Origin of the sequence: Streptomyces sp. NBC_01506 (genome assembly GCF_045040295.1) — a bacterium.
In the GTDB taxonomy this organism is placed as follows: Bacteria; Actinomycetota; Actinomycetes; order Streptomycetales; family Streptomycetaceae; genus Streptomyces.
Map to the genome: position 1 here is coordinate 7968336 of NZ_CP109422.1, position 24673 is coordinate 7993008.

22 protein-coding genes, 1 pseudogene and 1 riboswitch are annotated in these 24673 nt (G+C 71.7%); of the genes and pseudogenes, 17 read left to right on the plus strand and 6 right to left on the minus strand.

Annotated features, from left to right (window positions below; all coding sequences use genetic code 11):
* Positions 1–103: 103 nt before the first annotated feature.
* A complete protein-coding gene (locus OG329_RS35805) occupies positions 104–1324 on the minus strand; it encodes an MFS transporter (protein ID WP_405800787.1) in 1221 nt (406 codons plus the stop codon).
* A gap of 129 nt (positions 1325–1453) precedes the next feature.
* Here OG329_RS35805 and OG329_RS35810 point away from each other — a divergent pair, with 129 nt between their 5' ends.
* A complete protein-coding gene (locus OG329_RS35810) occupies positions 1454–2638 on the plus strand; it encodes an ROK family transcriptional regulator (protein WP_405800789.1) in 1185 nt (394 codons plus the stop codon).
* A gap of 47 nt (positions 2639–2685) precedes the next feature.
* Here OG329_RS35810 and OG329_RS35815 read toward each other — a convergent pair whose 3' ends face one another.
* On the minus strand, positions 2686–3432 hold the full coding sequence (locus OG329_RS35815) for an SDR family oxidoreductase (protein ID WP_405800790.1): 747 nt from the start codon (positions 3430–3432) through the stop codon (positions 2686–2688).
* A 160-nt stretch (positions 3433–3592) separates the two neighbouring features.
* Positions 3593–3723, plus strand: a riboswitch (FMN riboswitch).
* Between the two features lie 175 nt (positions 3724–3898).
* On the opposite strand from OG329_RS35815, the gene ribD reads away from it, so the two are divergent.
* The 10 genes and pseudogenes from ribD (at position 3899) to OG329_RS35865 (ending at position 12721) form a co-directional block, all read left to right on the plus strand.
* Positions 3899–5029 carry a bifunctional diaminohydroxyphosphoribosylaminopyrimidine deaminase/5-amino-6-(5-phosphoribosylamino)uracil reductase RibD gene (gene ribD / locus OG329_RS35820; protein WP_405802196.1) on the plus strand — a complete coding sequence of 377 codons (1131 nt, stop codon included), beginning with the start codon at positions 3899–3901 and terminating at the stop codon, positions 5027–5029.
* Positions 5030–5662, plus strand: coding sequence for a riboflavin synthase (locus tag OG329_RS35825; protein WP_405800792.1), 633 nt, complete (start codon positions 5030–5032; stop codon positions 5660–5662).
* The gene (locus OG329_RS35830; RefSeq protein ID WP_405800793.1) at positions 5659–6327 is read left to right on the plus strand and encodes a nicotinamide riboside transporter PnuC; all 669 of its coding nucleotides are present in this window, start codon (positions 5659–5661) and stop codon (positions 6325–6327) included. Before OG329_RS35825 ends, OG329_RS35830 begins: the two co-directional genes overlap by 4 nt.
* Entirely contained in the window at positions 6324–7616 is a 1293-nt protein-coding gene (locus tag OG329_RS35835; protein WP_405800794.1) for a bifunctional 3,4-dihydroxy-2-butanone-4-phosphate synthase/GTP cyclohydrolase II, read from the plus strand. Before OG329_RS35830 ends, OG329_RS35835 begins: the two co-directional genes overlap by 4 nt.
* A gap of 80 nt (positions 7617–7696) precedes the next feature.
* A complete protein-coding gene (ribH, locus tag OG329_RS35840) occupies positions 7697–8182 on the plus strand; it encodes a 6,7-dimethyl-8-ribityllumazine synthase (RefSeq protein ID WP_405800796.1) in 486 nt (161 codons plus the stop codon).
* Between the two features lie 34 nt (positions 8183–8216).
* On the plus strand, positions 8217–8486 hold the full coding sequence (locus tag OG329_RS35845) for a phosphoribosyl-ATP diphosphatase (RefSeq protein WP_405800798.1): 270 nt from the start codon (positions 8217–8219) through the stop codon (positions 8484–8486).
* A gap of 89 nt (positions 8487–8575) precedes the next feature.
* On the plus strand, positions 8576–9424 hold the full coding sequence (gene hisG / locus OG329_RS35850; protein WP_405800800.1) for an ATP phosphoribosyltransferase: 849 nt from the start codon (positions 8576–8578) through the stop codon (positions 9422–9424).
* A 14-nt stretch (positions 9425–9438) separates the two neighbouring features.
* Positions 9439–9909, plus strand: a pseudogene (locus OG329_RS35855) (PH domain-containing protein); the annotation flags it as partial.
* A gap of 281 nt (positions 9910–10190) precedes the next feature.
* Positions 10191–11615: a hemolysin family protein gene (locus tag OG329_RS35860; RefSeq protein WP_405800802.1), complete on the plus strand. Its 1425-nt coding sequence runs from the start codon at positions 10191–10193 to the stop codon at positions 11613–11615.
* On the plus strand, positions 11612–12721 hold the full coding sequence (locus OG329_RS35865) for a hemolysin family protein (protein WP_405800803.1): 1110 nt from the start codon (positions 11612–11614) through the stop codon (positions 12719–12721). The genes OG329_RS35860 and OG329_RS35865 overlap by 4 nt, the downstream gene beginning before the upstream one ends.
* Positions 12722–12754: 33 nt before the next feature.
* Here OG329_RS35865 and OG329_RS35870 read toward each other — a convergent pair whose 3' ends face one another.
* Together OG329_RS35870 and OG329_RS35875 are read right to left on the minus strand one after the other, a co-directional pair.
* A complete protein-coding gene (locus OG329_RS35870; protein ID WP_405800804.1) occupies positions 12755–14665 on the minus strand; it encodes an AAA family ATPase in 1911 nt (636 codons plus the stop codon).
* A gap of 362 nt (positions 14666–15027) precedes the next feature.
* Entirely contained in the window at positions 15028–15657 is a 630-nt protein-coding gene (locus OG329_RS35875) for a hypothetical protein (RefSeq protein ID WP_405800806.1), read from the minus strand.
* A 165-nt stretch (positions 15658–15822) separates the two neighbouring features.
* Between OG329_RS35875 and OG329_RS35880 the strand changes: the two genes are divergently transcribed.
* The gene (locus OG329_RS35880) at positions 15823–17229 is read left to right on the plus strand and encodes a peptidase C39 family protein (RefSeq protein WP_405800808.1); all 1407 of its coding nucleotides are present in this window, start codon (positions 15823–15825) and stop codon (positions 17227–17229) included.
* Positions 17230–17302: 73 nt separating this feature from the next.
* On the opposite strand, the gene OG329_RS35885 is transcribed toward OG329_RS35880, so the two are convergent.
* Positions 17303–18214 (minus strand): alpha/beta hydrolase family protein, encoded by a 912-nt coding sequence (locus OG329_RS35885; protein ID WP_405800809.1) that lies wholly within the window; start codon positions 18212–18214, stop codon positions 17303–17305.
* Positions 18215–18316: 102 nt separating this feature from the next.
* Between OG329_RS35885 and OG329_RS35890 the strand changes: the two genes are divergently transcribed.
* From OG329_RS35890 to OG329_RS35900, 3 genes are all read left to right on the plus strand, one after another.
* Positions 18317–18886, plus strand: coding sequence for a TetR/AcrR family transcriptional regulator (locus OG329_RS35890; RefSeq protein WP_405800811.1), 570 nt, complete (start codon positions 18317–18319; stop codon positions 18884–18886).
* 96 nt (positions 18887–18982) lie between these two features.
* On the plus strand, positions 18983–19639 hold the full coding sequence (locus OG329_RS35895) for a TetR/AcrR family transcriptional regulator (RefSeq protein ID WP_405800813.1): 657 nt from the start codon (positions 18983–18985) through the stop codon (positions 19637–19639).
* Between the two features lie 283 nt (positions 19640–19922).
* Positions 19923–21095, plus strand: coding sequence for an acyl-CoA dehydrogenase family protein (locus OG329_RS35900; protein WP_405800815.1), 1173 nt, complete (start codon positions 19923–19925; stop codon positions 21093–21095).
* Positions 21096–21229: 134 nt separating this feature from the next.
* Here the strand turns inward: OG329_RS35900 and OG329_RS35905 are convergent, their stop codons facing one another.
* Entirely contained in the window at positions 21230–21628 is a 399-nt protein-coding gene (locus OG329_RS35905) for a hypothetical protein (RefSeq protein ID WP_405800817.1), read from the minus strand.
* Positions 21629–21831: 203 nt separating this feature from the next.
* Between OG329_RS35905 and OG329_RS35910 the strand changes: the two genes are divergently transcribed.
* Both OG329_RS35910 and OG329_RS35915 read left to right on the plus strand, forming a co-directional pair.
* Positions 21832–22272: an Lrp/AsnC family transcriptional regulator gene (locus OG329_RS35910; protein WP_405800818.1), complete on the plus strand. Its 441-nt coding sequence runs from the start codon at positions 21832–21834 to the stop codon at positions 22270–22272.
* Positions 22273–22862: 590 nt separating this feature from the next.
* Positions 22863–24503: an amidohydrolase gene (locus OG329_RS35915; protein ID WP_405800819.1), complete on the plus strand. Its 1641-nt coding sequence runs from the start codon at positions 22863–22865 to the stop codon at positions 24501–24503.
* Positions 24504–24673: the final 170 nt, after the last annotated feature.

Below are 24673 nucleotides of genomic sequence, written 5' to 3' on the forward strand. Positions count from 1 at the left end.
GACGGGTCGTGGGTCGTGTTCCCGCCCCGTCCGGCGATCGAGCCGCAGGGCCCGGGGCCCGGGGCCCGAGGCCCGGGGTCCGGGGTCCGGGGTCCGGGGTCCGTCAGTCGTTCTGTATGGACGGTGCGGGCTTCGGCGTCCCCACGGCCGGGGCCGCGCGCCGGTCCCCGGTCTTCAGCACGTTCGCACCCAGCACCAGACCGAAGGCCAGCAGGGTCACCAGGCCGAACGAGACCACCAGAGACGTCGCGTCGGCCACCGCGCCGATCGCCGAGGGGGCGATCAGCCCCGACGTGTACGTGATGGTCGCGACGCCCGCGATGGCCTGACTGGGGTTGGGCCCGCTGCGCCCGGCGGCGGCGAAGGCCAGTGGTACGACCACCGCGACACCCAGCCCGACGAGGGCGAACCCGCTCATGGCGACGAGCGGACCGGGCGCGAAGACCACCAACGCGCCGCCGATGGTGGCGGACACCCCGCCGACCCTGACGCACCGCACCGCGCCGAAGCGGTCGACCACCCGGTCGCCGAGCAGCCGCGCCACGGCCATGGTGAGTGCGAAGGCCGTCGTGGACGCGGCGGCGAGACCGGGTGATGTGTCCAGTACGTCCTCCAGATACACCGCCGACCAGTCGAGGCTCGCGCCCTCCGCGAAGACCGCGCAGAAGCCCACGGCACCGATCAGCAGCGCGGACTTCGGCGGCAGGGCGAAGCGCGGCGGCGGCTCGTCGTCCGGCGCGCTGCGCAGGTCGAGCACCCAGCGGCAGGCGATGAGCCCCGCGACGGTGAGCACCGCGGCCGCTATCAGATGATGCACGCGCGCGTCACTGTCCATGTGTGCCGCGAGCGTGCCTCCGGCGGAGCCGAGCAGCGCGCCCGTGCTCCACATGCCGTGGAGGCTGGACATGATCGACTTGTCGAGCCGGTTCTCGATCTCCACACCGAGCGCGTTCATCGCGACGTCGGACATGCCCGAGGTGGCGCCGTACACGAACAACGCCAGACACAGCGTCAGCAGGTTGGGGGCGAGCGCCGGCAGCGTGAGGGAGAGCGTCCACAGCGCGAGCAGCCCGCGCAGCGCCGTACGCGCGCCGAATCGGTGGCTGATCGCGCCGGCCAGCGGCATCGCGACCGAGGCGCCGATGGCGGGGAAGGCGAGCGCGAGCCCCAACTGCCCGGCGCTGAGCGCCGCGTGGTCCTGGATCCAGGGGATACGGGTCGCGAAGCTGCCGGTGACCGCGCCGTGCACACAGAAGACCGCGGCCACGGCGAACCGTGCCTGGCGCAGTCGTTGTTTGTCGAAGACCGGTGGTCCAGTCGGCATCGCGTCTTGTCCTCCCCGTGCGGCGCGCTCACGCCTCCAGCAGTGCGGCAGTAAACTATCAGGAACCCTGCATGATAAATAGATGGCACCGCCCGCAAGAGATCCGCAGACATCTGGAAGGATCCAGGCATGGCCGCATCCCCGAGCACGGCACGGGCCATCAACGACCGCCTCGCCCTGGAACTCCTCCAGGACGAGGGCCCGTTGACGGCGGGACAGCTCAAGACGCTCACCGGGCTCTCGCGGCCCACCGTCGCCGATCTCGTGGAGCGGCTGCAAGGCTCCGGACTGGTCAGGATCGTCGGCGAGGCGGGAGGCACCCGTCGCGGCCCCAACGCGCGCCTGTACGGGCTGGTCGCCGACCGGGCGCATCTCGCGGCGCTCGACGTACGGACGCAGAGCGTCGCCGTCGTCGTCACCGACCTCCTCGGGGCCACGCTCGCCGAGGCGGTGCTGCCCATCGGCAGCGACACGGGCACCGAACCGGCCGTCGAGGGCGCGGCGGCCCTGCTGGAGCGCACGGCCCGGGAGGCCGGCGCCGTACGGCTGCACAGCGTCGGCATCGGCGCGCCCGGCCTGATCGACCCGGTGACCGGCGAACTACGCGAGACCAGCGGCCTGCCCGCCTGGCACCGAAGACTTGTCGCCGCACTTCAGGAACGCCTGTCCGCGACCGTCCTTGTGGAGAACGAGACCAATCTCGCCGCCGTCGCCGAACAGCGCGTGGGCGCCGCCCGCGACCACAGCACGGGCTCCTTCGTACTGCTGTGGCTGGGCTTCGGCGTGGGCGCCGCCCTCGTCCTGGACGGCAAGGTCCGGCGCGGTGCCTCGGGCGGCGCCGGCGAGATCGGCTTCCTGCCCGTGCCGGGGACCTCGGGGCTGCCCTCGGCCACCGCCTGCGACGGTGGGTTCCACACGCTCGCCGGATCGGCGGCCGTCTGCGAACTGGCCGAGCGCCACGGCCTGTTCGCCGACGCCGGCCCCCAGGAGCCGCCCGCGGCGGCCGTCGTCCGCGCCGCCCTCGATGCGGGCGACGCGGGCGACGCCTTCCTCGACGCCCTCGCCGCGCGGCTCGCGGTCGGCGCCGCGGCCATCAGCGCCGTACTCGACCCGGGCAGGGTGGTCCTGGGAGGCGAGGTCGGCCAGGCGGGCGGTGCGGTGCTGGCCTCGCGCACCGAGGCGCGCCTGGCGGAGATGTCCCCCCTCCGTACGGAGGTCGTCGCGACGTCCCTGGGCGGCGCGGCCGTGCTGCGGGGAGCACTGCTGACGGCGCGGGACGCGGCCCAGAACGACCTGTTCGCCCCACCGGCCTGACGCGGGACCCGGCGGCGCGGACCTGGCGGCGCGGACCCGGCCGGCGCTCACATCTTCCGCGTCGCCAGGAAGTCCTCGAACGTCTCCTTGCCGACAGCCCGTTGGGGCGTGAGCTGATCGCCCCGGCGGTAGCCCGCGTACGCCTTGCCGAACAGCGGCATCGCCACCAGCCGCCGCCCACGGCCCGTCGCCCGCAGATACGCCTGAGCCAGATCCTCGAGCGTGCGCACCTCGGGACCCCCGAGGTCGGGCACCCGCCCCGCCGGCGGGCCCGTCGCCAGGTCCGCCAGCCGCGCCGCGACCTCCGCCGAGCCGATCGGCTGAAGGCTCACCTGCGCGGGCAGCACGGCCGCGACCGGCAGCTTCGTCGCGCCCTGAAGCATCTTCAGCACCCGGTCGTGGAAGTCGGTCGTACGCAGAATCGTCCAGCCGAGCCCCGAATCCTCGATCATCCGCTCGACGATCCGCTTCGTCCGGTAGTAGCCGAGCGGCAACCGGTCGCCCCCGACGACCGAGATGTAGACGAGATGCGGAATCCGCGCCCGTACGGCCGACTCCACCAGATGCGCCGCCGCCCTGTCGTCACCGCCGCGCGGCGACGAGGCGCAGTGGACGACCACGTCCACATCCCGCAGCGCCTCGTCCAGCCCCCTGCTGTCGTCGTCCCGCAGATCGACGGCGTACGGCCGTGAACTGCGGCTCAGCGCACGGACGGTGTGCCCGTCCGTGCGCAGTCGGTCCACGACCTGCCTGCCGAGTGTTCCCGTACCACCGGTCACGAGGATTGTTGCCATGGCCCAAGCCTGCCAGCGTGTGACGCCCCGGGTGACGACAGGGTGACCACAGGGTGCGAGCCGCGCCCCGGCGGGCCGCCCGTACCGGCTGTGAGCCAGCGCACACACCGCCCCCTGATGGCCGACGATCAGGCGTGGCACACTGGTCGGGTACCAGCAGCAGCGCACTCCGGGGTCGGTGTAATTCCGAACCGGCGGTTACAGTCCGCGACCCGACCGCTTCCAGCGGCCGGTTGACCAGGTGAAACTCCTGGACCGACGGTGAAAGTCCGGATGGGAGGCAGTGCGCGGCGGGCCGTCATCGGTATGCCGCCGTCGGCGGATCGTCCTCGGACGCATCCGTTCATCGGTCTCGGCGTTGCCGTGTGCGTGTCCCGTTTCTCTGTCGTCATCGACAGGCCCCGGAGTCCGTGCCCCTTCAGGCAGGGAGGACCCGGTGGCCACCACCACGGCCGACATCGACGCCATGCGCCGAGCCGTCACGCTCGCCGCCCGCGCACTCGGCGCCACCAGCCCCAATCCGGTCGTCGGATGCGTGATCCTCGACGCCGAAGGCCAACTCGCGGGCGAGGGATTCCATCAGCGCGCCGGCGGCCCGCACGCCGAGATCCACGCCCTGCGCGCGGCCGGCGGCCGGGCCGCGGGCGGCACCGCGTACGTCACCCTCGAACCGTGCGACCACACCGGCCGCACCGGACCCTGCACCCGGGCGCTCATCGAGGCCAAGATCGCCCGCGTCGTGTACGCGGTGGGCGACCCCGACCTCCGGGCGACCGGCGGCGCGGAGACGTTGCGGGCGGCCGGAATACGGGTCGAGCAGGGGCTTCTCGCCGAGGAGGCCGAGGCGGGCAACGCGGCCTGGCTTACCTCCGTACGCCTCGGCCGCCCCCATGTCCTGTGGAAGTACGCCGCCACGCTCGACGGCCGTATCGCGGCGGCCGACGCCACCAGCCGCTGGATCACCTCCGCCGAGTCCCGCGCCGACGTCCACCGACTGCGTGCCGAGGCCGACGCGGTCGTCGTCGGCTCGGGCACCGCGCGCGCGGACGACCCGCACCTCGCGGTCCGGGGCGTCGAGGGCGCCGTCCAGCCGCTGCGGGTCGTCATCGACACCGAGGCCACCGCCGTACGGCCCGGAGCACGCGTCCTCGACGGTGCCGCGCCCACCCTGATCGCCGTCGCCGACGACGCGGACACCACACACCTCAAGGCCGCCGGGCCCGGCGCGGAGCCCGTGGACGTCCTGCGGCTGCCGCGCGCCGAACGGGGGCTGTCCGTCCCCGCGCTGCTCGCCGCACTGCACGCGCGCGGCGTGCGCTCCGTACTCCTGGAAGGCGGCCCGACGCTGGCCGGTGCCTTCGTCGCCGCCGGGGCCGTCGACAAGGTCGTCGGCTATCTCGCGCCCGTCCTGCTCGGCGCCGGGCCCACCGCCCTCGGCGACGCAGGAATCACCACCCTCACGCAGGCGTTGCGCCTGCGGATGACCGAGACCGCGCGCGTCGGCCCCGATCTCCGTATCACCGCCACACCCGAAAACGGCGCGGCGGCCGTCAGCACCGCGGTCGCGTCAACTCCCAGAACTCCCAAGGAGCGTTGAGTGTTCACCGGAATCGTCGAAGAACTGGGTGAGGTCACCGCCGTCGAGAACCTCGGCGACTCCTCCCGCTTCCGACTGCGCGGCCCCGCCGTCACCGAAGGCGCCAAGCACGGCGACTCGATCGCCGTCAACGGCGTCTGCCTCACCGTTGTCGACCTCGACGGGGGCGAGTTCACCGCCGACGTGATGGCCGAGACCCTCGACCGCTCCAGCCTCGGCGCGCTCGTGCCTGGCGCACGGGTCAATCTGGAGCGGCCCATGGCCGTCGGCGGCCGGCTCGGCGGACATATCGTCCAGGGCCATGTCGACGGCACCGGCACGGTCGTGGAGCGAAAGAGGTCCGAGCACTGGGAGATCGTCAAGGTCTCGCTCCCCGCCGGCCTCACCCGCTACGTGGTCGAGAAGGGCTCCATCACCGTCGACGGCGTCAGCCTCACGGTGGTCGACGCGGGAGACGACTACTTCACCATCAGCCTCATCCCCACCACCCTCGCGCTGACCACCCTGGGCATCAAGGGCCCCGGTGACCCGGTCAACCTCGAGGTCGACGTCATCGCCAAGTACGTGGAGCGGCTGCTGGCCCACCCCGCCCCGGACGCCGAAGCCGCGGACGCGCAGGGACCGGTCCGATGAACGCCGCGGCCTCCTGGCCGGCCATGGACTGGCTGAACGCGCAGGCGTTCACCGCCTTCGGCCAGCACATCATCTGGTCCGACATGATCGGCAACTCCATCGGTCTGATCGCCCTCGCGCTCGGCTGGCGGCGCTCGATCCTGACCTGGCCCGCGCAGTTGCTGTCCGGCCTCATCCTCGTCGCCGCCTACGCCTCGGCTCACCTCAGCGGCGGCGTCGGCAAGCAACTCCTTGTCATCGGCGTCGCGTTGTGGGGCTGGCGGATGTGGCAGCGCGGCCGGCAGCAGGCGCAGGACGGCACGATCGCCGTACGGTTCGCCACCTGGCCCGAGCGCTGGCTGCTCCTCGGCGGTACGGCGGTGGGCACCCTCGCCGTCGGCGGCCTGTTCACCGCCGTACCCGACCTGTCCTGGAACCCCTGGCCCGACGCGTACATCTTCGTCGGCACCCTCGCCGCGATGGTCGCCCAGGCGCGCGGCCTGGTCGAGTTCTGGTTCGCCTGGCTCCTGGTCGACCTCGTCGGCGTACCGCTCGCCTTCAGCAGCGGACTCGCCTTCTCCGGCTTCGTGTACGTCGTCTACCTCGGCCTCGTCCTGTGGGGACTGCGCGACTGGTGGTCGCGCACCCGGCCCGCCGCCCCGGCTCTGGAAGGAGCAACAGCATGACCGCACAACCGACCTGGTACTCCACCGACAACATCGAGGACTTCGCCCTCGACCCCGTGGAGCGGGCGATCATGGACATCGCGGCGGGGCGCCCCGTCGTGGTCGTAGACGACGAGGACCGCGAGAACGAGGGCGACCTCGTCATCGCCGCCGAGAAGGCGACCCCCGAGATCGTCGCCTTCATGATGAGCGAGTGCCGTGGACTGATCTGCGCCCCCATGGAGGGCGCGGAGCTGGACCGGCTCGAAATGCCGCAGATGGTCGACCACAACACCGAGTCGATGCGGACCGCGTTCACCGTCTCCGTCGACGCGGGACCGGCCCACGGCGTCACCACCGGCATCTCGGCCGCCGACCGTGCCATCACGCTCCGGCTGCTCGCCGCCGGCGAGGCCGCCGGACCCGGCGACTTCGTCCGGCCCGGTCATGTCTTCCCGCTGCGCGCCAAGCCGGGCGGGGTGCTCGCACGCAACGGCCACACCGAGGCGGCGGTCGACCTGGCGCGCCTCGCGGGGCTGCGCCCGGCCGGGGTGGTCGTCGAGATCGCGGGCGAGGACGGGGTGATGCTCCGGCTGCCGGAGCTGATCCCGTTCGCACGCAAGCACGGACTGACGATCATCTCCATCGAGGACCTGATCGCCTACCGGCGTACGGCGGAGCCCACCGTCCGCCGTGAGGCCGAAGTCCGACTACCCACGGCGTACGGCGAGTTCACCGCGTACGGCTATCGCTCCACCGTCGACGGCGTCGAGCATGTCGCCCTCGTCCACGGCGACATCGGCGACGGCACCGACGTACTCGTCCGGGTCCACTCCGAGTGCCTGACCGGCGACGTCTTCTCCTCGCAGCGCTGCGACTGCGGCCCACAGCTCCAGGCGTCCATGCGGCGCGTCACCGAGGCGGGCCGGGGCGTCGTCGTCTATCTGCGCGGCCACGAGGGGCGCGGCATCGGACTGCTGTCCAAGCTGCGCGCGTACGAACTCCAGGAGCGCGGGCGCGACACCCTCGACGCCAACCTCGAACTCGGCCTGCCCGCCGACGCGCGGGACTACGCGGCCGGGGCGCGGATTCTCGACGACCTCGGGGTGCGCAGCCTGCGGCTGATGACCAACAACCCCGACAAGGTCGACGCGTTGACGCGGTACGGGCTCGAGGTGACCGCGCGCGAACCCATGCCCGTCCAGGCGGGCGAGCACAACCTGCGGTACCTGCGCACCAAGCGGGACCGGATGGGGCACGAACTGCCCTGGCTCGACCCGGCGGCGACGTCGGCCTGCGGCAATCAGTAACCCGACACGTAGCCCGACATGCAAACCGGTACAACCGGAACAACCGGCACAACCGGATCAACAAGAACAACAGGAGAGACATGAGCGGCAAGGGTGCACCCGAACTGTCCGTCCGCGACTGCGGCGACCTGCGGGTGGCGGTCATCGCGGCCCAGTGGCACCAGCAGGTCATGGACGGACTCGTCGCCGGCGCCCTGCGCGCGCTGCGGGAGCTGGGCATCGACGAGCCGACCCTGCTCAGGGTCCCCGGCAGCTTCGAACTGCCCGTCGTCGCCAAGGTCCTCGCCGACCGCGGCTATGACGCCGTCGTCGCCCTCGGCGTCGTCATCCGCGGCGGGACCCCCCACTTCGACTACGTGTGCCAGGGCGTCACCCACGGGCTGACCCAGGTATCGATCGACACCGCGGTGCCGGTCGGATTCGGCGTACTGACCTGCGACACCGAGGAACAGGCGCTCGACCGGGCGGGACTTGAGGGCTCCCGCGAGGACAAGGGACACGAGGCCGTCACCGCCGCCGTCGCCACGGCGGTCACCCTGCGCACGGTCGCCGAACCCTGGCGCTGACGCCCCGGCCGGAGCGCGTAGGCTAGGCGACACCATGTCGAAGACGTTCGAGGAGCTTTTCACCGAGCTCCAGCAGAAGGCCGCCACGGGCGACCCCGGCACCTCCCGCACCGCCGAACTGGTGGACAAGGGAGTGCATGCCATCGGTAAGAAGGTTGTCGAAGAGGCCGCCGAGGTGTGGATGGCGGCCGAGTACGAGGGCCCCGAAGCCACCGCCGAGGAGATCTCGCAGCTCCTGTACCACGTCCAGGTGATGATGGTCGCGCGCGGGATCTCGCTCGACGACGTCTACTCCCATCTCTGAGCACCACGCTCATCCTCCGGGCGTCACGCTCGTCGACGTACCCTCCTCGTCTCCTCCCGCTCCCACGCACAGGTAAGGAAGCCGCGCTCATGCTGCGTATCGCCGTCCCCAACAAGGGTTCACTCTCCGGGGCAGCGTCGGCGATGCTCCATGAGGCGGGCTACCAGCAGCGCAAGGAGTCCAAGGAACTCGTCCTGGTCGACCCCGAGAACGAGGTCGAGTTCTTCTACCTCCGTCCGCGCGACATCGCGATCTATGTGAGCGCCGGACGTCTCGACATCGGCATCACCGGACGTGACCTGCTGCTCGACTCGGGCGCGGGCGCCGAGGAGATCCTGCCGCTCGGTTTCGCCCGCTCCACCTTCCGCTTCGCGGCGAAGCCCGGAACGGCCACCTCCGTCGCCGACTTCGGCGGACTGACGATCGCCACCTCCTACGAAGGTGTCGTCGTCAAGTACCTCGCGGACAAGGGCGTGGACGCCTCCGTCGTCCACCTCGACGGCGCCGTCGAGACCGCCATCGAGCTGGGCGTCGCGCAGATCATCGCGGATGTCGTGGAGACCGGTACCTCGATGCGCAACGCCGGCCTCGAAGTCGTCGACGAGCCGATCATGAGGTCCGAGGCGATCGTCATCCGCCGCAGCGGGGCGGACGCCGACGAACCGAAGGTCCAGCAGTTCCTGCGCCGCCTCCAGGGCGTCCTGGTCGCCCGCACCTACGTGATGATGGACTACGACTGCCGCGCCGAGCACCTGGAGCGCGCCGTCGCCCTCACACCCGGACTGGAGTCGCCGACCATCTCGCCGCTGCACAACGAGGGCTGGGTCGCCGTCCGCGCGATGGTCCCCTCCAGGGAGGCGCAGCGGATCATGGACGACCTGTACGAGCTGGGTGCCCGCGCCATCCTCACCACGGCCATCCACGCCTGCCGCCTGTGAAGGACACACACCTGATGCCCGTGCCGGCCCCCCGTCCCGCGCTCCCCGTCCCGCCCGCCCTGCCCGTGACGTTCCGGCCCAACGGCACCCGGGCCGTCCTGCTGTCCGTCGGGACGGTCATGCTCGCCGTCATCACGGCCATGTCCGTCACGCTGGAGAAGCTGAACACGGCGGAGCGGGTCAGCTTCGTCTTCGTCGGGCTGCTCTTCTTCGGGGTGCTGGTCCTGCTGAGCCGCCCCAAGGTCGTCGCCGACGGTACGGGCGTCACCGTGGTCAATATCACCCGCACCCGGCGGCTGGAGTGGGCGCAGATCGTGCGCGTCAATCTGCGGGTCGGCGACCCGTGGGTCTTCCTCGACCTGAGCGACGGCACCAGCCTGGCCGTGCTCGGCATCCAGCCCGGGATCGCCCGGCAGAAGGCCGTACGCGACGCGCGGACGCTGCGCGCCCTCGCGGAGTCGCACGGCACCGGCGCGGACACGGGCGCGGACACGGGCGGGGCCGCCGGTACGGACACAGCCGCGGACACGGGCACGGCCACGGGCACCACCTCAGACACCGCCACGGACTCCGGTCCCGCGTGAACATTGCGGTGCCCGCCCCAGTGGCTACCCTGGGGACGGAGGCGCCAAGTGCGCCCCGCCCCGCATCCGACGGCCGTGAGTACCGGCCCGCGGGGCATCCTGCGACCCGAGGAGTGACTCCCTCCAGCAATGGACGGATCATCCGGTAGTACCTGCGCCGCCGCCTTCGAAGAGGCGGCGGCATGACCATCCCCCTTCTGCTGCTCGCCGCGGCATTCCTTCTCATCCTCGCCAACGGATTCTTCGTGGCGGCCGAGTTCGGTCTCGTGACCGTGGACCGGCCGGACGCCGAACGCGCGGCGGCGGCGGGCGACCGCCGCGCCCGTGCCGTCGTCCGGGCCCTGCGGGAGCTGTCCTTCCAGCTCTCCGGCACCCAGCTCGGCATCACCATCACCTCCCTCGTCGTCGGCATGCTCGCCGAGCCCGCGCTCGCCCGGTTGCTCGACGGCCCGCTCACCGCCACGGGCCTCCCCGAAGGGGCCGTGTCCGGCGTCGCCGTGGTGATCGGTGTGCTCCTCGCCTCCGCCGTCCAGATGGTCATCGGTGAACTCGTACCGAAGAACTGGGCGGTCTCCCGCCCGTTGCAGGTCGCGCGCTTCGTCGCGGGACCGCAGCATCTGTTCGCCACCGTCTTCCGGCCCGTGATCACCCTGCTCAACGCGGTGGCCAACCGGCTGGTGCGGCTGTTCGGCGTGGAGCCGACCGACGAGCTGGCCTCGGCCCGTACGCCCGGTGAACTGGTCTCGCTGGCCAGGCACTCCGCGCTGGCCGGCGCCCTCGAACAGGACACGGCGGACCTCTTCGTACGGACCCTGTCCCTCGGCCACCTCACCGCGCAGCACGTCATGACCCCGCGCGTGAAGGTCATAGCCCTCCAGTCGGACGCGACCGCGGCCGACGTGCTCAACCTGACCCGCGCCACCGGCCTGTCGCGCTTCCCGGTCTACCGCGAGCGCATCGACGAGATCGTCGGCATGGCCCACCTCAAGGACGCGCTCGCCGTTCCCCCGCACGAACGCCGGCGGGTGCCGGTCGGCCGGATCTGCGTACAGGCCCAGCTCGTGCCCGAGACACTGCCCGTGCAGCAGCTCCTGGAGCGGCTGCGCAGCGAGCAGCCCATCGCCGTGGTCGTGGACGAGTACGGCGGTACGGCCGGAGTCGTCACCCTCGAGGACATCATCGAGGAACTGGTCGGCGAGGTCCTGGACGAGCACGACAGCGAGGGTGACGGACGGCCCGAACTCGCCTCCGTCGCCACCGACGACGGCCGTCCCACCTGGGACGCCGAGGGCAGTTGCCGGGTCCTCTCCCTCCAGCGGATAGGGCTCGAAGTGCCCGACGGGCCGTACGAGACGGTGGCGGGGCTGGTCGCCGACCTGCTGGGCCGTATCCCCGCACCGGGCGACCGGGCGGAGCTGCCCGGCTGGCGCCTGTCCGTCCGGCAGGTCGGCCGCTACCGGGCCGAGCGGGTGCGCCTGGTGCGCACCGGCGACGTCCCGGCCGTCGGCGTACGGACCGCCGTACCGTCCCGGCAGCCCGCCACGGTCGAAGTCCAGGTCTCGGCCACGACGACAGCCGCCCCGGCCAAGGCGGAGGCGGCCCGGTGAGCGTCCTGCAACTTTTCTTCGCCGTCCTGCTCGTCCTCGCCAACGGATTCTTCGTCGGAGCCGAGTTCGCACTCGTCTCCGTACGCCGCAGCCAGATCGAGCCCCACGCCGCCCAGGGATCGGCACGCGCCCGACAGGTGCTGCACGGACTGGAGAATCTTCCGCAGATGATGGCCGCCGCGCAGTTCGGCATCACCATCTGCTCCCTGACGCTCGGCGCGGTCGCCGAGCCCACCGTGGCGCATCTCCTCGAACCGGTCTTCCACGCCGCCCATGTGCCCGAGGGGCTGATCCACCCGCTGGGCTTCTTCATCGCCCTCGCGCTGGTCGTCTTCCTGCATCTCGTCATCGGCGAGATGGTCCCGAAGAATCTCGCCATGGCCGCACCGGAGAAGACCGCGATCTGGCTCAGCCCCGGACTCGTCGGATTCGCCCGGCTCTGCCGCCCCGTCACCGCCGCCCTCGGCGCCTGCGCCGGGCTGGTCCTGCGGGCCTTCGGCGTCGAGCCCAAGGACGAGGTGGAGGCGGCCTTCACCAGCGAACAGCTCAACCGCCTCGTGGAGGACTCCGGCCAGGCCGGCCTCCTCGAACCGGCCGAGCAGGAGCGCCTGGAGGACGCCCTGGAGCTGGGCTCCCGGCCGGTCACCGACGTCCTGCTCACCCGGGCCGGGCTGGTCACGGTGACGCCCGCCGTCACGCCCCGCGAGATCGAGGAGCTGACGGTGCGCACCGGTTTCTCCCGCTTCCCGGTCTGCGCCGACAACGCCGGGGTCTTCATGGGTTACGTGCATGTCAAGGACGTCCTCGACCTGGAGGAGCGGGAGCGCGCCGTACCGCAGCACGTCTGGCGGCCGATGACGACCCTGCGGGCCGAGCTGCCGCTGGACGACGCCCTGACCGTCATGCGCCGGGCAGCCACGCACCTCGCGCAGGTCGCCGACGCGTCGGGCCGGGTGCTGGGGCTCGTCGCGCTGGAGGACGTACTGGAAATGCTCGTCGGTGAGGTACGGGACCCGTCCCACCGGGAGGCGACGGCGCCGGTGCCCCTGCGCACCGGCGGTACGGCCGGCCCGCCCGACCCGTCGGAGCAGGTCCTGGCGCACTGATCGCGCCTGCCGCCGTCCCTCTCACCGCAACGGTCAGAGGGGCGGCGGATCCACCGGACCGCGCCCCCGGTCCACCGGCCCCCGGCCCGACAGCACCTCGCCGTACGCCTGCATCAGATCCGCCAGCCGCAGCGTGGCCAGATCGGCGCGCCCCGGTGTGCTGGTGTAACCGGACAGCCGCAGATCGCGGTAGGCGCAACTCTTCTCGTACAGCGTCCGCAGGAAACGGCCGTTGCCCAGTTCGTCGATCCAGCCCTGGTCGACCACATGGCCGCTGATGCTGCGCAGCTCGTCCAGCGCCTCGTCGTCCCACACGTCGTCGTTCTCGGCGGCCAGCACCTGGCCGATCGCGGTCAGTTCGAGGGGGCGGTAGCTGGGGAAGTCGACGCGCGTCGTGAAGCGGGAGGAGAGACCGGGGTTGGTGGCGAGCAGCCGGTCCATGCCCTCCGGATAGCCGGCGAGTATCACCACGAGATGGTTGCGGTTGTCCTCCGCGCGCTTCAGCAGCACCTGAAGGGCCTCGTCGCCGTACGCGTCGCCCTTGCTGTAGCCGGAGTTGGCGAGGCTGTACGCCTCGTCGACGAACAGCACGCCGCCGATCGCCGAGTCGATCAGCTCGTTCGCCTTCACCGCCGTCTGCCCCAGGAACTCGCCGACCAGATCGGCCCGTTGGGCCTCGACCAGATGGTCTCCGCCGAGCAGCCCCAGCGCGTAGAAGACCCGGCCGAGGATGCGGGCGACGGTCGTCTTGCCGGTGCCCGAGGGACCGGAGAAGACGAAGTGACGCTTGGGAGGCTGTACGGGCAGCCCCTGGCCGGCTCGTAACCGCGCCATGTTGAGCTGCGCGGACAACGCCTTGACCTGGCGCTTCACCGGTTCCAGACCGACCATCCGCTCCAGCTCGGCCAGCGCGTCGGCGAGCAGGACCGGATCGGTGGGACGGTCGGGGAACTGCGGGGGAGCGGGCTGCGACGGCAGGACCGCCTTCTCCCATATCGCGTCCACCGGGTCCCCGGGATCCGGCGGGCCACCCACCCCGAAGGGGGACTGGCTGTCGACGCCCGGCCGAGGGTCGGGCCCTTGCGGATACTCGCCGTCGACCTGCGCGTCGATCGCGTCCTGACCGAAGCCGGCCAGCGCGACGGAGGCGAGACCGGCCGACTCGTCCGCCCCGTCGAACCCGTCGGAGTCGGTGATCGCCGCGAGCCGGGCGGCGGTGTCCATGAAGGTGGGGTCGATCCGGTGCACGGCCCGGTACAGCGGCAGCGCGGCGGCGCTGCGCCCGGTCCCCTCGTGCGCCCGCGCCAGCCAGTAGCGCAGCTCCTTGCGCTGCGGCTGTTCGCTGCGGCAGCGCATCAGCGACGTCGAGAGCAGCGGCTCGGCCTGTCCGTACATCTCGAGGCGCACGCGCGCCATTCCGCCGAAGAGGCCCGCCTCGATGCCCATCAGCGGATCGTTGACGAGGGATTCGGTGTGGCGCACCAACTGGTCCCAGTCCTTGACCAGATAGGCCCGGCAGGCGTGCAGGAAGCGCACGTGCCCATCGGCGTCCACCGGCGGCAGCCCGGCGAGCGCCCGGTCCAGCTCGGGTACGTGCCGGCCGTCGAGCCAGTGCGAGGCGTGCGCGAGCAGCAGATCGCGCCGGCTCTCCAGCACGGGCTGCACCCACCAGCCCAGCCAGTACCAGGAGTTGAGCGTGCGGCGGTGGCGCGAGCGCTGCTCGCCGAAGCGGTCACGGTGGCGGTACATGTGCAGCAGCGCGGTCGTGGTGTCGACCCGTAGCGCGTGCAGCCCCAGCCAGCCGTCGGCCATTCCGGGATCGAGCCGTACGGCCTCCCGGAACTCGTCCTCCGCCTGTGGATACGCCCCCATCGTGTAGGCATCCACACCACGCACCCACGCGAGATCGGCCGGGGCCTGAGCGCCCTGCGTGCCGATGTCCATCAGGCCCCCCACAAACCATGACCCCGTGATGTCCCGCCGGGCGGGCGCCCGTCGGCAGAGCGTGCTGAACCACCTTGTCGTGGACGGGAATTGACCCCACCAAGAGGCATCGTACCTGCGCAGAGGGTGCGCGACTAAGGGCGCGGCCGTCCCGCCCGCGCCGGTGACCCAGGGTGATCGCTGGGTGGGGGACGGCGCCGGGAGGTGGCGAAGAGAGCAGAACGAAGCCCCCGATCACGGGGGAACAACCGGGGGCTTCGCGTCTGGGGCAGCTCCGAAAAGCCGCACATTGAGAACGTAAGACCTGTCCCACCCCTTGGTCAAGCCGAGTTGAGGCACCTTCGGGGCTGATTTGCGACTGCTCAGTGCGGAGGCAATGTCCGGTCACCGTAGGTGACGGGATGATCCTGTGGCGCGGTCGCAGGAGCCGCGGGCAGCCACTTGTACCCCTGCTGCCACTCACGTACCAGAACATCGGCGAAAGGACGCGAGGGATCAGCCGCGAAATGGCGCGTCTCCGCCCGCGTCCAGGTGTCCCAGAAGGCCGACAGTCCGGCTCCGTCGCGCTCGCGGCCCCGTCGCCAGGACTCCTCGGCGCCCCGGTCCATCCACAGCAGCCTCGCGAGCCACGGCCGTACCGCCGCCCGGCCCGCGCCCACCCCCTCGATCAGGACGACCGGCGCGGGAGGCAGTGGCAGGGGCGCACGGAAGCTCCGCAGGGTCCAGTCGTACGGCGCGTACCGCGCGGTCGCGCCGTGCGCGAGGGGGCCGAGCACGTCGTCGGCCAGCCGCCGCGTCCAGTCGAAGAGGGCGTCGTGCGTGGCCAGGTCGTCCAGGTGCAGCACGGGAGCGCCGCCGAGCGCGGCGGCGAGCCGCGCGGCGAAGGTGCTCTTGCCGGAACCGGCATGGCCGTCGACCGCGACCAGCCGCACCGGCCCGCAGGAGGGCGGCAGCGCGCGCAGGGTCACGGCGGCTTCGGTGAGGTCGTCCACCCGGCCACCCTAAGCCCGCCCGCAGGGGGTGTCCGTGTCAGTGGTGGAGACCAATATTGGTCTCGCGACGCGAGAAGAATCGCTGGCAGAAGGGGTCAGGGAACCGCGATAGTTGACGGACTGTCGTGCACAAACCAGTGAAGAGACCAGTGACCCGGGGGTCCCATGAACAGTCCAGCATCGTCCCGGAACAGCCCGGCGTCGCGCCGTACGGTGCTCGCCACCGCCCTCGCGGCGGCCGGCGCGGGCGCGCTCTCCGCCGCCGCGCCCGCCCTGGCCTCCACACCCTCCTCCGCACCTTCCTCCGCTCCCGGGACGTCCTTTGGCCACCGCCGCGCGGGTGCTCTCGTGGACAACCGCTTCTGGAGCTCGGCCGCCGACTGGCGCGGCGGCCGGGCCAACGGCACGAAGGTCCTCACCGGCAGCCGGTCCGGTCTGGTCATCGCCGCCCCGGCGGGCAGCACCGACTACGCGGACCCGCACACCGGGAAGACCAGCACCTGGGAGTACGCGACCTGGACCTCGCCCGTCCACCGCTCCAAGGTCCCGGCCACCGAGGCGATCGCCTCCTGGAACGCCGAGACTCCGGCGGGCACCTGGATCCAGACCGAGCTGAGCGGCACCTACTCCGACGGCACGGCGACCCCCTGGTACGTGATGGGCCGCTGGGCGTCCGGGGACGGCGACATCCGCCGTACGTCCGTGGACGACCAGACGGACGACCGCAGCACCATCTGGACCGACACCTTCGCCATCGACGACGCCGCGAGCGGTCTGCGCCTCGCCTCTTACCAGCTCCGCCTCACGCTCCACCGCAAGCCGGGCACCACGCTCACGCCCACGGTCCGGCGGGTCGGCGCGATGGCCTCGGACATCCCCGACCGCTTCACCGTCCCGGCGGCCGCGCACCAGGTCTCGCGCGAGCTGACCGTGCCGCGCTACTCGCAGAACACCCACGTCGGCCAGTACCCCGAGTACGACAACGGCGGCGAGGCATGGTGCAGCCCCACCTCCTCACAGATGATCATCGAGTACTGGGGCCGTAAGCCCACCGCCGCCGATCTGGCCTGGGTGAACCCGGCGTTCGCCGACCCGCAGGTCTGCCACGCGGCCCGGTACACCTTCGACTATCAGTACGACGGCTGCGGCAACTGGCCCTTCAACGCGGCGTACGCGACCAGTTACCGGGACATGAACGCCGTCGTCACCCGGCTCGGCTCGCTGACCGACGTCGAGCGGCTGATCCGCGCGGGCATCCCGGTCATAACGTCACAGTCCTTCTTGGCGAGCGAACTGACCGGCGCGGGCTACGGCACCTCCGGCCATCTGATGACCGTGATCGGCTTCACGCCCGACGGCGACGTGATCGCCAACGACCCGGCCTCGCCGAGCAACGCGGCCGTACGGCGGGTCTACCGGCGCCGCGAGTGGGAGAACATCTGGCTGCGCACCAAGCGCTACAACGCGTCGGGCGCGGTCGCCTCCGGCACCGGCGGTGTCTGCTACCTGTACTGGCCCGTGGAGCCCACAGCGGGTCAGAAGGCCGCGCTTGCCTCTGTGGGGGTCTACTGACGGAACCGGGAAGGGCCTCTCGCGACGAGAGCGAGGGGTCCTCGGCTCGGCCGACAGCGCGGTCCGGCCGGGTTCACTTGCTGGTGATGTTCCACGTGCCGTCGCCGGCCGTGGCGGTGTTGTTGAGGGCGGTCCATGGGGCGTCGTCGAGCTTGAAGGCGTCGAGGAGGTACGCGGAGATCGCGTCGGCGACGAGGGCGACGCGGGCGGGGTCCTCGTCGGTGGTCTCGGCGGCCCTCTCGCCGGCGATGCCGCCCAGGGTGTGCTCGCCCTCGGCGATGGCGAGCAGGCTCTTGGGGGACGGGCTGAGGTGGTAGGCGTCGGTGAACCACTCCGGCCCCCGGGTGGAGAGCTGCGACTGGTCCTTGCCGCCCGCGACGATCAGGGCCGGGGTGGTCATGGTGGAGTAGTCCGGCCTCATGAACGGAAGGTGCTCGGCGGCGAACGGAGTGAGCGTGTCGCCGGTTCCGGTCGCGGCGATCAGCGCGCCGGCCGAGACCGCGGGGTGGGAGAAGTCCTCTCCGGGAATGCCGTCGGCGTCGAACACGCGCGCGCCGAGGATCGCGCCGGCGCTCTGGGCGCCCCAGGAGTGGCCGACGGTCGCGATGCGCGCGCGGTCGGCGCGGGCCTCCAGGTCGCCGGCCTGGGCAAGGATGTCGCCGAGGCCGTCGATGACCGCGTGGAGGTCGGTGATCCGTACGCGCCAGATGGTGGCGAAGCGCGGGTCGTCCCATCCGATGCCGTTGCGGCGGGAGTCCAGGTGGGTGGGCTGCACGACGACGAATCCGGCCGTCGCCCATCGGTCGACGAGGGGTTCGTATCCGTCCAGGGACCACCCGTTGCCGTGGGAGAACACGATGACGGGCAGGTCCTGGCCCGACCGGGGGGCGGTGACCTTCACCAGAAGGTCGGCGCCGCGGCCGGGCGCGGGAACGGTAAGGGGCTTGACCGAGACGATCTGCTGGTCGAGGTGGCGGGAAGGCATGGGGGACCTGCGCTTTCTCCATGGGACCGCTCTGCCATACTTTGGCGGAGCGTCGTTCCGCCAATCTAGCGGAACATTGTTCCGCGAGTAAAGGAGGAGCCCGTGCCGGAACCGGCCGGAGTACGCCAGGCACAGGCACAGCGCACCCGCAGCGGTGTACTGGCGGCGGCGTCGGCGGTCTTCGTGGACCAGGGCGTCCAGGCCCCGATCCGCGACATCGCCGAACGCGCCGGCGTCGGCATCGGCACGATCTACCGGAACTTCCCGACCCGGGCGGACCTCGTCACCGCCGTCTACCGGCACCAGATCGACGCCTGCACCGCACTCGCGCCCCGGCTCCTTGAGGAGTCCGCCTCCCCGTTCACCGCCCTGACCCTGTGGACGGACGCGTTCGTGGAGTTCCTGGTGACCAAGCACGGTCTCGGCGCCGCCCTGGGGTCCGGTGATCCAGGGCTGGAGAACCTCCACACCCTCATGCTCGACACCCTGGTCCCGGCCTGCGCGACCTTGCTCGACGCCTGCGCCGCCGCCGGCGAACTCAACCCCGGCATCACCGCGTACACGCTGATGCGCGCCATCGGAAACCTCTGCATCACCGGCCCCGACTACGACCAGGCCGACGCCAAGCACATGGTCGCCACCCTCCTCACCGGATGCCGTCGCACCGCATAGCGACAGCGGCCCCGGCGCCACCGGCGGCTTCGGCCGTGGACGGCGAGTCTGCGATACTGCGATCTCCTGTGACAGCCGAGACTGGGACGCGCGGATTTGAACAACAGGCAGCAGCGTGGCGAAAGCGAGCGGGCGCAGTTGCGCCGTTCCGAACTCATCGCCACCGGCCGGAAGTTGTTCGCCGACACGTCGTACGACGCGCTGTCGATGGACGAGATCGCCCAGCACGCCGGCGTCGCCAAAGGGCTGATCTACTACTACTTCAAGAACAAGCGCGGCTACTACCTCGCCATCATCGAGGACTCGGTGATGGAACTGGTCTCGCTCGCGTCGGGCGGCGACGACCTGCCGACCACCCAGCGCGTACAGCGCACCGTCGAGGCGTATCTGAGGTTCGCCGAGTTCAACGAGGCCGCCTACCGGACGATCACCACAGGCGGCGTTGGCTTCGACACCCAGGTGCAGGCCATCCGCGACACGGTCCGTACGGGACTGGTCTCCGCCATCGTCGAGCGCGCGTACGGCCGCCAGGACATCCCGCCGATCGCCCGGCTCGCCCTGCTGGGCTGGCTCAGCAGCGTCGAGTGGCTGACGCTCGAGTGGCTGGAGCACCGCGAGGAGCTGCCCCGGGAGATCCCGCGCGATCTGCTGGTACGGATGCTGCGGCACACGCTCAACACGATCGAGGAGTTCGCGCCGGACTGCCCGGCGCCACCGCCGGACCCGGACTTCGTTCCGTACACCGGCCTCTGACGATTCGTCACCGAGCGCCGGACCGGGGTCCGGGCCCAATGGTATGGACCAATTCCCCGGTATGTTCGACGGCAGCCCCCGGCGACGGGCTCCCCGTGACTGCACCCCGCCGATCGGGCATACTCAACGCGCCACAGCCGCTGGTCAGCCGCACCCGTGACCCGGGAAGGCAGCATCGGCTGGGCAGCATTCCGTCCGGGGACACCCCCGGGCCCCGACCGGCGGCGCCACCACACCCCGCGCGCGACCGCCGTAGCGCCCCGACAGGGAGGAGAGCGCCGCCATGCCCGACCGCGCTTCGCGACCGGTGGAACGTCAGTTGCCCACCGAGGAGTCCAAGGACCTGCTCGCACTCGTACGCGACATCATCGAGCGGGAGATCGTCCCCCGGGCCGCCGCGGAGGAGGAGGCGGGCCACTTCCCGCGGGAGACCTTCTCCCTCCTCTCCGAATCCGGACTGCTCGGCCTGCCGTACGACTCCGAACACGGCGGCGGCGACCAGCCGTACGAGGTCTACCTCCAGGTCCTCGAGGAGCTGGCCGCGGCCCGCCTCACCATCGGCCTCGGCGTCAGCGTCCACTCCCTGGCCTGCCACGCGCTCGCCGCGTACGGCACCGCCGACCAGCAGGCCAAGCGCCTGCCCACCATGCTGGGCGGCGGCCTGCTCGGCGCGTACTGCCTCTCCGAGCCCGCCTCGGGCTCCGACGCGGCCTCGCTGCGCACCAAGGCCGTCAGGGACGGCGACGACTGGCTGATCACCGGCACCAAGGCCTGGATCACACACGGCGGCATCGCCGACTTCTACACCGTGCTCGCGCGCACCGGGGGCGAGGGCGCCGGAGGTATCTCGGCGTTCCTGGTGCCGGGCGACGCCGACGGGCTGGCCGCCGCCCCGCCCGAGAAGAAGATGGGCATGAAGGGCTCGCCCACCGCCCAGGTCCACTTCGACGGCGTCCGGATCGGCGACGACCGGCGGATCGGCGACGAGGGGCAGGGGTTCGCGATCGCCCTGGCCGCGCTCGACTCGGGCCGTCTCGGGATCGCGGCCTGTGCCGTGGGCGTTGCCCAGGCGGCTCTCGACGAGGCCGTGGAGTACGCGACGGGACGCCGCCAGTTCGGCCGCCCCATCGCCGACTTCCAGGGGCTGCGCTTCATGCTCGCCGACATGGCCACCCGTATCGAGGCGGGGCGGGCCCTGTACCTCGCGGCGGCGCGACTGCGCGACGCGGGCCTGCCGTTCTCCCGGCAGGCGGCGATGGCGAAGCTGTTCTGCACGGACTCCGCGATGCGGGTCACCACGGACGCGATCCAGGTGCTCGGCGGCTACGGCTACACCGCCGACTTCCCCGTCGAGCGCTATATGCGCGAGGCGAAGGTGCTCCAGATCGTCGAAGGCACCAACCAGATCCAGCGCATGGTGATCGCCCGGCATATCGCCGGCCCGGAGACCCGCTGACCGCCCGCACGCCATGCTGGTCCCGTCCGTCGGTTGTCACCAACTGGCGGACGGGTCAGGCGGCTTGGCGAAGGGGCAGCTCGACAGGCGGGTCGGCGGCCGGAGATGGCGATCGCGCGCGATGTGAGGGTGCGTCAGGCGGCATGACGCCGCTGGTGCGGCATCTTGAACGGGCGTGAACTCGGGCCGCCCGCATGGGAGAACGGCTGCGTCCGCCAGTCCAGGCCCTGAGGGAGCGTCAGCAGCAGTGCGGTGTCCTGCTCCTGGGCGTCGAGCGATTCGTCGGCCGGCCGGGTGTCCAGGGCCGAACGGCCCGTACCCGCGCACACGGTGAGGACGAACGGATTCCACGGGCTGGGGCACAGCGCGTGCTCCGGCAGGCTGTCCTCGTCCGCCAGCAGGGCGATCGGCTGGGAGCAGTCCGGGCACACGACCCGGTACATCTCGAAGGTGTCGTAGAAGTCGAGCTCATCGGCCTCGACGGGATCAACGGGCTCCGGTTCGATACGTCCGGTGCGCTTCAGGCTCTGCATACAGGCACTCCCCCTCGGGTGGGCCGAACAGCCACGTGCGGCATCGACCACAGCAAGCAATTCCCGTCGCGCGAGGCAGGTAACCGTAAGGTCTCGACGGACCCGGTGACACACCTGTGGTCTTCGTCACATGCCCGGCGCAAGTGACGATCCGGTACGCCGTCGACTGTGCCGGAAGCGCCCGGGGCAATAGGTTGATCCGCATGGAGGAGCTGGATCGTCAGATCGTGGAATTGCTCGTCAAGGACGGGCGGATGAGCTACACCGACCTGGGCAAGGCCACGGGTCTGTCCACCTCGGCGGTGCATCAGCGCGTGCGCAGGCTGGAGCAGCGCGGAGTCGTACGGGGCTACGTCGCCGTGGTCGACCCGGAAGCCGTCGGCCTGCCGCTGACCGCGTTCATCTCGGTCAAACCGTTCGACCCCAGCGCGCCGGACGACATCGCGGAACGGCTCGCCCCGATCCCCGAGATCGAGGCGTGCCACAGCGTGGCGGGCGAGGAGAACTACATCCTGAAGGTGCGGGTGGCCACGCCGCTGGATCTGGAACACCTGCTGACGCGTATCCGCACCCTGGCCGGTGTCTCCACCCGTACGACGGTGGTCCTGTCCACGCCGTACGAGTCGAGGGCGCCGTATTTTTAGGGGCTCGGTTCGCCTCCGGGCGCTTAGAGCCACTGTCGACGGTCGACCGTGCTCGCCCCCTCGTTCCTCGGGGCCTGCGCGCGCTCTCCCTTTCGACAGCGGCGCGCCCTTCGGCTCACTCGCCGCGTGGTTCTGCGGGTTCCCGCAGCCGCCCGCGCCTTCGCACCCTGCGTGCGTGCTCGCCCCCTCGTTCCTCGGGGCCTGCGCGCGCTCTCCCTTTCGACAGCGGCGCGCCCTTCGGCTCACTCGCCGCGTGGTTCTGCGGGTTCCCGCAGCCGCCCGCGCCTTCGCACCCTGCGTGCGTGCTCGCCCCCTCGTTCCTCGGGGCCTGCGCGCGCTCTCCCTTTCGACAGCGGCGCGCCCTTCGGCTCACTCGCCGCGTGGTTCTGCGGGTTCCCGCAGCCGCCCGCGCCTTCGCACCCTGCGTGCGTGCTCGCCCCCTCGTTCCTCGGGGCCTGCGCGCGCTCTCCCTTTCGACAGCGGCGCGCCCTTCGGCTCACTCGCCGGGCGGTTCTGCGGGTTCCCGCACCCGCCCGCGCCTTCGCACCCTGCGTGAGGCCGTCTCCCCAGGAGGCGGGAGACTGGGCGCCATGAACGATCGCGCCGCCCCTCAGAGCGAACCCCGCACCGTGCTGCTGCGCGGTGGAGACGTCCACAGCCCCGCCGACCCCTTCGCCACGGCGATGGTGGTCGAACGTGGTCATGTCGCCTGGGTCGGCTCCGAAGGCGCCGCCGACTCCTTCGCCTCCGGTGTCGACGAGACCGTCGACCTCGAAGGCGCCCTCGTCACACCGGCGTTCACCGACGCGCACGTCCACACCACCGCCACCGGGCTCGCCCTCACCGGACTCGACCTGGCCGGCGCCCGGACGCTCGGTGACGCGCTCGCGCTCGTACGCGCCCACCGCACCGCGCACCCCGGCGACCGGGTGCTCCTCGGGCACGGCTGGGACGCCGCGCGCTGGCCCGAGCGCCGTGCCCCCAACCGTGCCGAACTCGACGAGGCGGCGGGCGGCAGACCGCTCTACCTGACCCGCGTCGACGTCCACTCGGCCGTCGTGACCACCGCGCTGCTCGATCTGGTGCCCGGCATCGCCGAACTGGCCGGATTCCATCGGGACGCCCCGCTGACCGGCGACGCGCACCACGCCGTACGCGCCGCCGCGCACGCCGCCGTGACCCCCGCGCAGCGCACCGAGGCGCAGCGCGTCGCGCGCGCCCGCGCGGCGGCGCTCGGTATCGGCACGCTCCACGAGTGCGCCGGCCCCGATATCTCCGCCGAGGACGACTTCACCGGCCTGCTGCGGCTCGCCGACGACGAGCCGGGCCCGCGCGTCCACGGCTACTGGGCCGAGCCGATCAGCGACGCCAAGGGCGCCGAACGGATCCGCGGACTCGGCGCCATCGGCGCGGCGGGCGATCTCTTCGTGGACGGCTCCCTCGGTTCGCACACCGCCTGGCTGAGCGAGCCGTACGCCGACGCGCCCCACACCGGCGCCGCGCACCTCGACGCGGCCGGTATCGCCGCCCATGTCACGGCCTGCACCGAAGCCGGTCTCCAGGCCGGCTTCCACGCCATCGGGGACGCCGCGATCGGCGCGGTCGTCGCCGGGACGCGCGCCGCCGCCGACACGCTCGGCCTCGCCCGTATCCGGGCCGCCCGCCACCGGGTCGAGCACGCCGAGATGCTGACCCCCGACACCGTCGCCGCCTTCGCCGAACTCGGCCTCACCGCCTCCGTCCAGCCCGCGTTCGACGCGGCGTGGGGCGGTACGGCGGGCATGTACGCCGACCGGCTCGGCGAGGCGCGCGCCGGCACGCTCAACCCGTACGCCGCCCTTCTGCGCGCCGGTGTCCCGCTCGCCTTCGGCTCGGACAGCCCGGTCACCGCGCTCGACCCATGGGGCACGATCAGGGCCGCCGCCTTCCACCGCACACCCGCCCACCGGATCTCCGTACGCGCCGCCTTCACCGCCCATACGCGCGGCGGCGGGCGCGCCGTCGGCCGGGACGACACGGGGGTGCTGGTGCCCGGCGCGCCCGCCGACTACGCGCTGTGGCGCACCGAGGAGCTGATCGTCCAGGCACCCGACGACCGGGTCTCCCGCTGGTCCACCGACCCGCGTTCGGGCACCCCCGGCCTGCCCGATCTCACACCCGGCGCCGCCCTGCCCGTCTGTCTGCGGACCGTGGTGGGCGGACGAACGGTGTTCGTGCGACCGAACGAGTGATGTACCCGTGTCTCCATACGGCCGACCGATGCTTACCGGCCACTGTCGCGACCAGCGGATCTTCCGCGCTGACCTGCTGAAACAGATAATTTCCGCAGGTCAAAGGAGTATTGACAGCAAGCACTCACCGGCCGGTAGGTTCGGCCGGGTCCACCACAGGACGTCCGACC